The 13091-nt window shown below is 42.7% G+C and carries 11 protein-coding genes; 3 read left to right on the top strand and 8 right to left on the bottom strand.

Translation table 11 applies throughout. The features are described from left to right. Positions 1-188: 188 nt before the first annotated feature. On the bottom strand, positions 189-353 hold the full coding sequence (locus ACFX4H_RS12965) for a hypothetical protein (protein WP_153246167.1): 165 nt from the start codon (positions 351-353) through the stop codon (positions 189-191). 229 nt (positions 354-582) lie between these two features. Then, complete coding sequence (locus tag ACFX4H_RS12970) at positions 583-1095, bottom strand: helix-turn-helix domain-containing protein (RefSeq protein ID WP_377435507.1); 513 nt, start codon at positions 1093-1095, stop codon at positions 583-585. A 165-nt stretch (positions 1096-1260) separates the two neighbouring features. Here ACFX4H_RS12970 and ACFX4H_RS12975 point away from each other — a divergent pair, with 165 nt between their 5' ends. Together ACFX4H_RS12975 and ACFX4H_RS12980 are read left to right on the top strand one after the other, a co-directional pair. Then, on the top strand, positions 1261-2559 hold the full coding sequence (locus tag ACFX4H_RS12975) for an MFS transporter (protein ID WP_377435510.1): 1299 nt from the start codon (positions 1261-1263) through the stop codon (positions 2557-2559). A gap of 34 nt (positions 2560-2593) precedes the next feature. Beyond that, complete coding sequence (locus ACFX4H_RS12980; protein WP_377435512.1) at positions 2594-3598, top strand: ornithine cyclodeaminase family protein; 1005 nt, start codon at positions 2594-2596, stop codon at positions 3596-3598. Between the two features lie 617 nt (positions 3599-4215). Here the strand turns inward: ACFX4H_RS12980 and ACFX4H_RS12985 are convergent. The 6 genes from ACFX4H_RS12985 to ACFX4H_RS13010 form a co-directional block, all read right to left on the bottom strand. After that, positions 4216-4686 (bottom strand): SRPBCC family protein, encoded by a 471-nt coding sequence (locus tag ACFX4H_RS12985; RefSeq protein ID WP_377435514.1) that lies wholly within the window; start codon positions 4684-4686, stop codon positions 4216-4218. Between the two features lie 194 nt (positions 4687-4880). After that, positions 4881-6344 (bottom strand): NAD-dependent succinate-semialdehyde dehydrogenase, encoded by a 1464-nt coding sequence (locus ACFX4H_RS12990; RefSeq protein ID WP_377435516.1) that lies wholly within the window; start codon positions 6342-6344, stop codon positions 4881-4883. A gap of 58 nt (positions 6345-6402) precedes the next feature. Continuing rightward, complete coding sequence (locus tag ACFX4H_RS12995) at positions 6403-7698, bottom strand: MFS transporter (RefSeq protein ID WP_377435518.1); 1296 nt, start codon at positions 7696-7698, stop codon at positions 6403-6405. Between the two features lie 128 nt (positions 7699-7826). After that, positions 7827-9071: an iron-containing alcohol dehydrogenase gene (locus ACFX4H_RS13000; protein WP_377435520.1), complete on the bottom strand. Its 1245-nt coding sequence runs from the start codon at positions 9069-9071 to the stop codon at positions 7827-7829. Between the two features lie 118 nt (positions 9072-9189). Continuing rightward, entirely contained in the window at positions 9190-10395 is a 1206-nt protein-coding gene (locus ACFX4H_RS13005) for a hydroxyacid-oxoacid transhydrogenase (protein WP_377435522.1), read from the bottom strand. An 18-nt stretch (positions 10396-10413) separates the two neighbouring features. After that, positions 10414-11856 carry an aldehyde dehydrogenase family protein gene (locus ACFX4H_RS13010; RefSeq protein ID WP_323603490.1) on the bottom strand — a complete coding sequence of 481 codons (1443 nt, stop codon included), beginning with the start codon at positions 11854-11856 and terminating at the stop codon, positions 10414-10416. Positions 11857-12424: 568 nt separating this feature from the next. Between ACFX4H_RS13010 and ACFX4H_RS13015 the strand changes: the two genes are divergently transcribed. Continuing rightward, positions 12425-13090: a GntR family transcriptional regulator gene (locus tag ACFX4H_RS13015; protein WP_249597205.1), complete on the top strand. Its 666-nt coding sequence runs from the start codon at positions 12425-12427 to the stop codon at positions 13088-13090. Position 13091: the final 1 nt, after the last annotated feature.

Below are 13091 nucleotides of genomic sequence, written 5' to 3' on the forward strand. Positions count from 1 at the left end.
AAACCTATTAAGCTCCCTCTTTCCATTGTTGCCATTCTTAGTTATGAGTGTTATTTCATTATCATCATCCTTTATTTCTATTAATCGGATTATTCCTTTCAAAATAACAAAGAAAACCGCCCTTTGAATAGGCGGTTAATTGAACTATCGTTTCCCGTTAGTGGCAATGAATCCCGAAGCATCGTTTCCTAATCTTTCTCTATTATAACAAGTGAATAAACTGCTCCACCGCCACCTGCACCTGACATAGCACTCTGAGAGACAACCTTCCATCCCTCTTGCAAAAGTTGATTTAAATCACTTAAGTTATTCTTCTTTTCGGTAAGATAATAAACTACGATTGCCTTTTGCATAATACAGCTCCCTCCAGAACTCAATATATCCTATATAAAATTTCATGATTTTACCGAAGCCGTTCGTCGAAGCTTACTGTTTGTTACATTTACAGTAAACAGACAAGAGGCGACAACAGATTTTTCTTATTCGACATTGTGTTCTCATATTCCTTGCTGTTTAACATCTATCCTTTTGTACGACATGTTTCGTTAACTGGATATACTTTTATTCCACAACACGGTGACGTTATTTCGAAGACACCACCAAAAACCGGACAATTTGATCCGAGAAGTTAAACCAGTAATGGGCTTTTCTAGCATCGAACATGAACGACTGCTGTTCATGGAGTTCCATTCTTTTTCCCTCTATTTCCACTGTTAACTTCCCTTCGATAATGAATAAGAATTCATGTCCGCTATGAGAAAAGGCGCTTCCTTTATTTTCTCCTGGCTTTAAGGTGACAAGAATAGGCGAAAAAACAGCATCACGAATGCCGCTGGATAAATTCTGATAGTGAAATTGTTCATGATTATAATCTGAATTTTCTTGGGAACGTTCCTCAGAAAAAAAGAAACTTGGGCTGACATCCAATGTATCAGCGATTTTTTTTAATGACTCTAATGTGACGCTTGATTTACCCCGTTCTACTTGTGATAAAAAGCTGATCGAAACGCCTGTTTGTTCAGCAAGGCTCTTTAATGTTAGTTTTCGCTCTTTCCTCAATGATTTCATTTTTTCCCCGATTGAATCAAAAGGCATGGAGATGCCCCCTTTTTTTTACATAGTATCTAGCTTCATTATACAGTACAAATTTTGATGAATGTTCCGTCATTAATAAAATAATTGACAGAAAATTATAAATTATTTACAATAAAGGAAATAATAAATTGAAGTGACACTTCAATTTTAATGGGGTGACTCAAGATGGAGAAGAAACAAATGCGGCGAATTTTAATTGCGAGTTTAGTCGGAAGTTCAATTGAGTGGTTTGACTATTTTTTATATGGGACCGTTTCAGCTCTCGTGTTTAACCAGCTATTCTTCGTGAATGAGGATCCGACAATAGGGCTGTTGCTTTCCTATGCATCCTTTGCGTTAGCATTCTTCATCCGTCCCTTTGGCGGAGTGATTTTCAGCCATATTGGCGATCGTATCGGGAGAAAGAAAACCCTTGTTTTAACACTTAGTTTAATGGGGGTCGCAACCTTTGGGATGGGGCTTCTTCCTTCGTATCAAGCCGTTGGGATTTGGGCGCCGATTTTATTAATCACTCTGCGCTTAGTACAAGGTCTGGGAATTGGCGGTGAATGGGGAGGCGCGCTTTTATTGGCCGTTGAATATGCTCCCGCTGAGAAACGGGGCTTGTTCGGAGCCATTCCTCAGATGGGTGTTACGATAGGAATGCTGCTTGGAACCGTTGCCCTATCCATTATGACACTGCTACCTGAAAACGCATTCATGACTTGGGGATGGCGAATACCATTCATTTTTAGTGCTCTGCTAGTATTTTTTGGCCTATGGATTCGTAAAGGAATTGATGAAACACCGTCTTTCAAAAAAGTGAAGGAATCGGGAGAAGTTCCAAAGCTGCCGATTGTGGAAACTCTTAAGCATTATTGGCGTGAAGTGCTTATCGCCGTCGGAGCCAAAGTGGTAGAAACAGCTCCATTTTATATTTTCAGCACGTTTGTCGTATCATATGCTACTGCAAATCTCGGTTTCTCCAGGACAGCTACATTAACTGCAGTCATGATTGCGACAATTATAACGACGATTTTAATACCTATCATGGGGAATTTATCTGATAAGATTGGCCGCAAAAAGCTGTTTATTGGCGGAACGATCGGGATGGCACTGTTTGCATTCCCATACTTCTGGCTGCTGCAGCAAAAATCGGTACTGCTATTAATCGTTGCAACAGTGATAGGTTTAGGAGTTATTTGGGCTCCCATCACAGCAGTTCTTGGTACGATGTTCTCGGAAATTTTCGATGCAAAGATCCGTTATACCGGCATCACGCTTGGATATCAAATCGGAGCAGCTCTGGCAGGAGGAACAGCGCCGCTAGTTGCAACGGCTTTACTTGATAGATTTAATAACTCCTATGTTCCTGTCGCCCTTTATATTATTTTTGCATCTGTCCTGTCACTAGCAGCGATTTGGGCAGTTAAGGATCGCAGCAATCAGAAATTAGACGAAACACATAATACTAGTGCCATGTAATCCATGGATTTTTCACTTCAAGGAGGACAATTGAATGTTGGTAATAAGCGAGAAGGAAATTCAACAATCATATGGAATGAATAACGCAATAGCGGATATAAAGGCCGTATTGCGTGCACATGGTGCTCAACAAATAGATAACCCTCATCGCACAGTTCTTGCTTTCCCTCAACACGAGGCATCGGCCCTTTACATGCCAAGCGCTGATTTATCAGAAGAAGTTTCGGCAGTCAAAGTCGTTACGATTTTTCCAAAGAATCCTTCAAGGGGGATGGCAACCACACAAGGAGTCATCTTGCTATCAGATGCAGAAAATGGCGAACACCTAGCATTGTTGAATGCCTCCTATTTAACACGTCTCAGAACAGGGGCATTGAGCGGCATTGCCACAGACCTTCTTGCTCGTAAAGACGCAAGGGTTCTCACGATCATCGGAACAGGAGCTATGGGATTTGAACAAGCAATTGGTGTGTTAGCCGTAAGGGACATTGAGCGTATTTTATTAGTAAATCGCACACAAGAGAAAGCGCAGAAATTCGGTGAAAAGCTGCAGGCTTTCGGAGTAACCGTTCCTTTTGAAGTTTGCGAGGATGTTTCAGCAGCTGTTCGTCAAGCAGATATCATTTGCTGCGCAACCCGCTCGAGCGAGCCAGTATTTAATGGACTCCATTTAAAGCCGGGCACACACATTAACGGGGTCGGGTCTTACTTACCGGATATGAAAGAAGTGGATAATACCACGGTTTCACGGGCGGCTAAAATTATCGTCGACGATTTGGCGGGCGTGAAGGCTGAAGCAGGAGAACTCATTTCTGCAGCCAATCAGGGAAATTGGTCGTTTAATGATATACACGGGGAGCTTTATGAACTTGTCATGCGGACCAAAACAGGCAGGGAAAATGAAGAGGAAATTACCTTCTTTAAATCAGTCGGTGCCGCTTACTTTGACCTCGCTGTGGCAAAAGGCGTTTATCGCCAATCGAAGAACGGAACAGCGGGATGGAGATTGAGGTATAGAGAAGCCCATACATTTTGCTAACGCTGAATGTAATAACAACCCGAAACAAGCGACGTTCAAGCTTGCAGTAACATTTCATCTTTAAATAAAGAGACCCTTCTTTCGGAAGGGCTTTTTGAATAATCCATATCTTTCACAAGCGATCAAGCCTTTATCACGGTCGCTTTTTTTATTGGCATCATATAGTGCCATGTGGCTTGTATTTCAGTTTGAATCCACCTTGAAAAAAGATGGATTATTTTTGATTTGTGTTGCTGTGTCGACTTAGTTTTCACGCAGATTTGATTGGAGCAGGTGTGCGAGACACCTGCGGGAAATACGCGTCCAAGGGAGAACCCACAGGCGCAAAGCGCCGAGGGCGGACCGCCCGCGAAAGCGAGTGCCTGCAGTGGAAATCTAATTTTCACATACCTTAAAAGACTGTAGACAAAAGGGGTTCTATCAAAAGTTTAAAACAAGTTGATTGGAGCGGGTGTACGAGACTCCTGCGGGAATACGCGTCCAAGGGAGACCCCGCAGGCGCAAAGCGCCGAGGGCGGACCGCCCGCGGAAAGCGAGTGCCTGCAGTGGAATGAAACGATAAAGCACACCCTCCAACATGGACAAGTTGTATTCCCTCTATAGAAGATTGACTTAATTCATTCTGATACACTTGTTTCTGCTTCAGCTACCTTTTTGACACGGTCTAAAAATTCCACGACCACTTTATCGGTGGCAAATACTAAAAGTAATTTCAAAAACCACTTTAATGGTCGACTGGTGACTGTATATGTAAAGGAAGTTCTATTGTCATTGATTTTATTTAGTTCGTATAAAGCTGTAATATCAAACATTTTTGCAAGTATGAAGCCTACTTTTAGCTTTTTCTCATTAGTTTCATTCAAATATTCCAATGTTTCTATATCATACTCTTCTGTTCGTTTTCCTTCTCGATATTTTTGGCGATATACGCTTCCAACCACTTCTTCCGTTATTTTAACTGGCTTTTGTTCAACGACTTGAGGCATGATTTTTTGCAAATTTTCTACAGAACCATCAAGAAACTTCCATACCTGTTCAATTGGGGCATTTATTTCTATTTCTTTTGTCCATTTTTTCAATAAAATCACCTCTAGTTATAATATATTTAATTTATAACAAAAAACCAAATATTAACAACCCAGGCTCAATGCGGAGGGAGTAAATTTTGGTAACAGAGGTTTGTTATTCAATGGGGAATGTGTGATGAATCAAGCGATTTCCTTTTTTGAGTTAAGAAAGGCTTAAGGATTCGACTTCACCTTAAGCCCTTTCTTGCCCTATTTTAAAAACCCATCGATATATATTTTTCTTCTAAATATTCTTCAAGGCCTTGATGGCCGCCTTCCCTTCCCATGCCGCTTTCTTTCATGCCGCCAAATGGGGCTTGTGCAACGGTAGGAATGGCGTCGTTGTACCCAATGATGCCGAACTCCAGAGCTTCGGATACCCTGACTCCCCTGCTTATATTCTGTGTGTAAAAATAAGCGGCCAGCCCGTACTCTGTATTGTTGGCAAGTTCGATCACCTCTTCTTCTGTATCAAACGGGATGATTGGTGCGACCGGTCCAAATGTTTCCTGGTATGTGATGAGCATATCCTTGTTCACTCCACCCAGTACGGTCGGTTCATAGAATAATCCATCAGCCAATTCCCCTTCAACTCTTTGTCCGCCACAAAGAAGTCTGGCACCTTTTTCCAAGGCATCTTGTACATGTTCCTCTACCTTTTCCAGGCCATCACTGCTGACAAGCGGCCCGACTTCAACGGTTGGATCGATGCTATTTCCGACTTTTAGAGCTTTTACTTTTTCAACAAAAAGTAAAGAGAATTCATCGATGACAGAACGGTGGACATAAATTCGATTTGCGCATACGCACGTTTGTCCGGTGTTCCTGAATTTGCTTGCAACGGCACCAGCTGCTGCGGCTTCCAAATCAGCATCCTCAAAAACGATGAAGGGCGCGTGTCCTCCAAGCTCTAGGGAAAGTCTCTTGAGCTGCGGTGCTGACTTGGTAACCAGCAATTTGCCTACTTCAGTAGATCCGGTAAAAGATATTTTCCTTACTACCGGGTTTTCAAAAATTTCATCCGAGATGGGTCCGGCACTCCCTGTCACGATACTGACCACTCCGGCAGGCACTCCCGCCATTTCTACCAATTTACCAAACGCTAACGCACTAATAGGAGATTGTTTTGCAGGTTTGACAATGACTGTACATCCAGCGGCCATGGCAGGTCCTACTTTCCGCGTCATCATAGCTAACGGGAAATTCCAAGGGGTAATGGAAGCAACCACTCCAATCGGCTGGCGAATCACCGATAGCCTTTTATTTGCGGCAGAAGCAGGGATCGTTTCCCCATAAATCCGGCGGCCCTCTTCAGCAAACCATTCCAGGTAGCTTGCAGCAAAATCCACTTCACCCCGGGCTTCCGTAAAGGGCTTGCCCATTTCCATACTCATGATTTCTGCTAATTCATCTTTATATTCATGCATAAGGTCATGCAATTTTTTTAGATATTTACTGCGTTCCTGTGCTGTCAGTTTTGACCAGATTTTAAACGCTTCCTCAGCAGCTGTTATTGCCGCATTCGTTTCTTGGCGTCCTCCATTTGGAATCCTTGCCACAACTTTCCCTGTTGATGGATTTGTTACTGGTAAAGTTTCTCCGTTTTGTGCTGCAGTCCATTTACCGTTTACATACATTTTCAGTTCAGTTAAATTGACCAATCCACTAGTTTTCAGCATGAATATGTCTCCTTTTTTCGTTGTATTTGCAAAGCGCTTCATTATATACACAAAAAGATTATAGCCCTGAAACTTTAGATCCCCCGTCTATGTCCGTGTTAATCGAAATCCTTTCATTTTTAAGAACGAATGTATACCCCACAGCAGCAATAAGGCAAATGACTACAGGTATGATCAGGGCTATATTGAAATTATTGAACTTCGCTATTAAGACCCCTGTTGCTACAGGAGCAATCCAGCCAGCGATATTCCCCACGAAGTTTTGCAGCCCTGCAAGCTTTCCTTCCGCACCCTTTGGAGCTACATCCGAAACAGTGGCCCAGAGAATGCCCGCAGCCAATCCTTCACCGCCGATTGCTATTGAGATATACGTAAGTGCCATTATGGCACTGTCTGTATAGATAGTCGGTATTATGGCTAATGGAAAAAGCATGCCGATGGTTAAAACAGTTTTTCTTGCTTTGATGGAATTCCAGCCTCTTTTTATCAAGAAATCCGACAACACTCCTCCTAGGATATTTCCCAGAAAGGACATGATCCAAGGTAGCATCGTGAAAAACCCGGCTTTTAAAAGAGTCATTTGCCTTTCGACTACAAGATAAGTGGGAAGCCAGGTCATCATTAAATACGTAAGATAGTTATGGGCAAACAAGCCATATAACATAGGGTAAACACTTCTGAATTTGAAAAATTTAAATGGCGAGATGTTTAGTGTCGTCGCTTTTTCAGTTTGAGTTTGCTCTTCTTTGATATAGGCTACTTCGGCCTCGTTTGCAATCTTGCTTTGCTCCGGATGGTTTTTGAAAAAGAATAACCAGAATGCCAGCCATACAAAACCGATGGATCCAATTACCACAAAGGATGCTTGCCATCCCCAAGCCTGGATGATCCATGCTAAAATGGGTGTCGTTATGCCAATCCCGATAGCTGTACCAGAATTAAAAATCCCGTTTGCAATGCCCCGTTCGTGTGACGGCAGCCAGTCCGAAATAACGCGAGTATTGGTTGGAAACGCTGGAGCCTCTCCGATTCCCATTAAAACGCGGATACCGATCAGTCCGCCAAGCGAACGTCCCATTCCAGTAAACACCGTACAGAGAGACCACCAAACGATGGCAATCGAATAGGTTAAGCGTGCCCCCAATTTATCAACGATTACCCCGACCGGGATCTGCATTAAGGCATACGACCAAAAGAATGCTGACCCCAATATCCCGAATTCTACTGCCGAAAGCGAAAGATCCTTCATCATCGAGGGTCCTGCAATGCCCAGAATTGCCCTATCCATATAATTGATTGTTGTTGCGACGAAAAGGAGTACCACTACAAGCCATCTTCCATTGGTCTTTTTCATACGTCACCTCATTAGATAATTATATTCAGGTAGAAAAAATGCTGCGGGAAATCCATATGTCCGAAAAAAGTTAAAAAGGGGAAACTGATTCGAATGAAATTCCAGGTGATTTTCATATTGAATGGTTTTTATACATTCACGATGGCCGTTTCTGATTTTTTTGCACTGCTTGCATTTCGATTACTATTATTAAATCCTTCAAAGTCACCCTCATAAGCCTTCTCTATAATCAGTTGGATATCCGATGCCTTCGTCAGCCTTGGATTAACGACCACGTTACCGCTTCGCATGGAATCTTCCACTAATTTCGGCAAAACGTCCAATGAGACTCCAAGATCTTTAATATTAAGAGGAATATTCATGCTCCGATTCATTCCGATGATGGTATCGATTGCTTTTTCGGCTGCTTGTGCATTGGATAAACCGCTTACATCCCTTCCTAAAGCTATTGCAATTTCTCTATACTGATCCTCACACGCCGGCAGGTTGAATCTCATGACGAATGGCAATAATGCTGCATTTGCAATGCCATGCGGGATATTAAAGACTCCTCCAAATGTATGGGAAATGGCGTGTACATTACCCAGGCGGGATTGTGAAAAGGCTGCACCAGCTAACAGGGAGGCTACAAGCATGTTTTCCCTGCTTTCCATGTCCGTTCCCACAAAGTACGATCGTGTTAAATTTTCACCGATCATCTTAATGGCCTGCATCGCGAAAGCCTTGCTGACAGGGTTGGCAGATTTGGAGGTGTAAGATTCAATTGCATGAGTCAGAGCATCCATACCAGTAGCTGCAGTAATCTCTTGAGGCAAATTTAATGTAAGGGCAGGGTCTAATATAGCTAGCTTTGGAAACAGAAGTGAACTAAGTACACCTAATTTAAAAGAAGTGTCCTTATTCGTTACCACTGTCGAATTAGTAGCTTCACTGCCAGTTCCAGCCGTAGTCGGGATTGCTATGATCGGGAGCGGATGATTGGATATCTTACCAACTCCTTCATAATCCAGGATATGGCCGGGATTAGTAGCCATTGCCGCGATGCCCTTGGCTGTGTCAATGCTGCTTCCTCCGCCTACAGCCAGAACCGCCTCCATCTTTTGTTGCTTAAGATACACTGTCCCCTGTTGGATTGTTTGAGCCGATGGATTAGGCTCTACCTCATCATAAATCTCAAAATAAAGGTTTGCCGAAGCAAGGGATTTTTCAATGCCTTGTAAGAGACCGGCTCCTCTAACCCCTTTATCTGTTACGATCAGCACACTCGATACACCTAATTCCTTAATTAGTTCCCCTGTTTTTCCAGATATTCCGTTACCGCATTCCACCCGTGTCGGCATACTATATGTAAAAGGCATAAGAGACATTTTCATCTTCCTCTCCATTTATATTCTATTAGATGGTGAAATCGTTTCCGTCCCGGTCTGCAGATCCATCATGAATGGTTATGATGCTTAACCTTCAATGGATACCATTCCTTTTAAAAGCAATCTATAAAGCATTTCTAAGCAATTCTTCTAAACTGTGCTGCGTTGGCACTCTTGGGTTATTCCGTATCAGGCGATCGATTTGGAGGGTCTTCTCAGCAATTTCGGGAATATCCTCTTCTTTGATCCCGATCTCCCTTAGCTTTGTAGGCAGTCCAATTTCCCCAAGCAGGGTAAGCACAGCTTTTGAAGCAGTCAAAGCAGCTTCCTTATCGGAGAGGCCATCCGAGTTCACATTAAATGCCTGGGAAATCCTCACCATTTTTTCTGTTTCTACAGCTGCATTATATTCCATGACATATGGAAGCAAGAGCCCGGTCACCTCTCCATGTGGTGACTTTACTAGCCCTCCGATTGGGTAAGCCAATGCATGGGCTGTTGCTGTACCTGCATTTGAAAAGGACATACCAGCAAGCAGGCTGCCCATTAGCATATTGGAACGGGCCTCGAGATTGCTCCCTTGCTGGACCGCAAGCGGCAGGTTTTTTGCAATCAATTCAATAGCTCTGTAGGCGAGTGCATCGCTTATGGGGATTGAACCTTGGAATAAAATGTTTCCTTCTGCCTGGATATATGCAGAAGGTTTGGCTGTGTATGCCTCTATCGCATGTGATAAAGCATCAATTCCGGAACAAGCTGTTACATAAGCGGGAAGCCCTAACGTTAATTCTGGATCAAGCAGAGCAACGGTTGGTCTTAAGTAGTTATCCGAGATACCAACTTTCAGGTTATTTTCCACATCGGTCAATACCGCTACTGATGTCACTTCTGAACCGGTTCCAGCAGTCGTCGGAATCGCTACTAGAGGAGCGATTGGTCCAGGAACCTGGTTTTCCCCGCCATAATAGTCCAGGGGATGTCCGCCATGGGCGACTAACAAAGCGACAATCTTCGCCATATCAATGCTGCTTCCTCCGCCAAGGCCAATTACTGCATCAATATCCATTTGAGATTTAGCAAACTTATAACAGTCCATCGCCGAATCAACTGGCGGCTCCGGTACGACCTGGTCATAGATAACTGTTTCGTAATTTGCTTGCTCCAACAACGATGAAATTCTGTCCACGATACCAGCGTTTTTAATCCCTGGGTCAGTAACAAGCAAAATGTTTTTCGCCTTTAACCTTTGCAGGATTGAATCCAATTGCCCGATCGCCCCGTTTCCAAATACGATTCTTTCAGTAGAATAAAAATCCCATGTGTTTCTCATATCCCTTACCTCCCAAGTCTAAAGATTGATGACGACAAGTTTTTCGTCTGTCATCTCTTGCACAGCATAATGCGGTCCTTCTTTGCCAATTCCGCTGTCCTTCACGCCCCCATACGGCATGATGTCGGCACGGTATGTAGAAACATCATTGATGATCACACCGCCAAAATGAAGTTCCTGTGTTGCCCGCATGGCTAAAGTGATATCGGATGTAAATAAACCAACTTGTAAGCCGAACTTCGTATCATTGGCCTGACGGAAAGCCTCCTCTATGTTATCGAAAGGAATGATGCTGATCACCGGCGCGAACACTTCCTGGCAGACTACCTTCATTTCCGGTTTCACATCTATTAATATAGTAGGTTCTAGAATCGAATCCCGCCTTTTCCCTCCATAAACCACTTTGGCACCTAGACGCTCAGCCTCCTGAATCCATTCTTCCGCACGCCTTGCTTCCTTCTCGGAAATCATAGGACCAATATCCGTGGAGGAATCTTCCGGATTACCAACCTTCAAGCCCTGTGCCACCTTGACTGCCTTTTCTACAAACACATCGCAGATATCTCTATGAACGTAGATGCGTTGCACAGAGATGCAGGCTTGCCCTGCATTCACATACCCTCGCGTGACACTGAGCTCAACTGCTCTGTCTAAATCAGGGACATCCTTGTGAATGATATTTGGGGAGTTATTTCCTAATTCCAAAGTAACCTTACGAATTCCCGTACTGCTCTTAATGTGTCGGCCTATGCCGGGACTCCCTGTAAAAGTGAACATCGCAATTCGTTCATCCTCCAAAAGGTATTGACCTGTTTCCTGCCCAAACCCGTTAACCACATTAAGGAAACCTGCGGGCAATCCAGCTTCGGAAAAGATTTCTGCTATCTTGCATGCAATGAGCGGCGTCATTTCAGCCGGCTTCAACACGATTGTATTACCCGCTGCCAACGCAGGAGCCACCTTGTGAATGGTGAGATTGAACGGGAAGTTAAACGGGGTGATCGCACCGATAACTCCAACAGGAACCCTGATGGTGAAAGCCATCTTATTGTCGTTTCCAGACTGCCCCAAAGGAACGCCTGTACCGGCAATCCGTTTTGCTTCTTCCGCTGAAGCTATCATCGTTTGGATTCCTCTATCGATTTCCCCTCTGGCATCCTTCAATACTTTACCGACTTCCTGTACCAGAGTCATCGCCAGTTCTTCTTTTCTCTCTTTAGAGATATCCGCTGCACGCATTAGAATCTCGTAGCGTTGATTGGAATCTAGCTTTCTCGTATTAAAGGTTTCCAATGCATTGGTCACCGCTTCAGATACAATTTCGCGGGATGCCCTGCCAATCCGGGCGATTTCTTCTTTGTTATATTTGTTCATAACAGCGATTGTATGTTGATCGGATATCCATTGCCCATTTATGAAATGGCCATAAAATGCATTTTTTCTACTTAGCGATGTGCTCATTGAAGATTCCTCCTTTGAAAAATAACGATCACATTTTTTCACTTCACAGTTATTTCTGCTAATAGATGGACAAATCCAATCAGGAAAAGCTTAATATAAAGCACTTTCGTTCCAAACTTGATTTTGTCTGCCTATCAATGCTCTTTAGAAAACTGTTTATCTTATAGAATACTATTCCAAAAATCATATGTAATCGTTTCCAAGAATATATCACATAATATACAATTATGTAAATATACAAAATCAAAAGATTCAGTCTATTATTCAAAAACGTTGTCAATACAGCATTTTTAACAATAGATAATATATTTATATAAAATATTTCATGATTATTTCAAAAATATTATATATAATCCCTCCATTTTATATCAAATATCATATATAATTATTAGTAAGGAGGATATATTTTTGCTGCTTTTCAGCAGATTATGCGGTCTCCTTCCAAACTGTCTATTCTTGATATCAATATGGATTCACTTTATCTTATTGATAGGGGCTGCTTCAGTTATAATTTAAGTTGTTACAACACTTTTTCTCATAGAATTTTTTCAAAGTTAGGGGCATTTCGATGATAAAGGAAAAAGAACGCGGAGAGACAACGGAATATGTATACAATTTATTAAAGGAAAAGATTTTTGAATGGGATTTATCGCCGGGTCAAAAAATCAATATCAGCCATTTAACCCGGCAAATCAACATTAGCGCCATACCTCTCAGAGAAGCATTGTCTCGTCTTAACTCCGAGAACTTAGTCATTTTGGAACCGAATAAGGGGTATCGTGTCAGTGACATATTAGATGCGGAAAATATGGCGAAAATGTTAGAGGCCCGGATATTACTGGAGACGCATGCGGTCCGGAATATGATTCGCTTAAATAATGTAAGCGTGACGGAAGAAATGGCCGCGCTTACAGATGAAATGTTTTCCACAAACACAGGTGCTTCCAACAAAAAAATACTCGATTTCACTCATTTAGACCAACAATTTCACCATGCCATCATGAAAGCTGGAGGAAACTCGTTTTTATACGAAGCGTATAAGGGCTTGCACTGCCATCTTCATATAGGCCGGTTTTATCACGTCAAAGGGGAGGTCGACCAAAAAGACGCACCATCGGAACATATGGAAATCATTGATGCTATCCGGACAAGGGATGTATATAGAGCCGAGATTGCGATCTCCAGCCATATACAGGATTCCATAGATCGTTTATTGGAGAGGACAAAGAGATAAC

The organism is Peribacillus sp. YIM B13477 (assembly GCF_042787955.1).
Classification (GTDB): Bacteria; Bacillota; Bacilli; order Bacillales; family DSM-1321; genus Peribacillus; species Peribacillus frigoritolerans.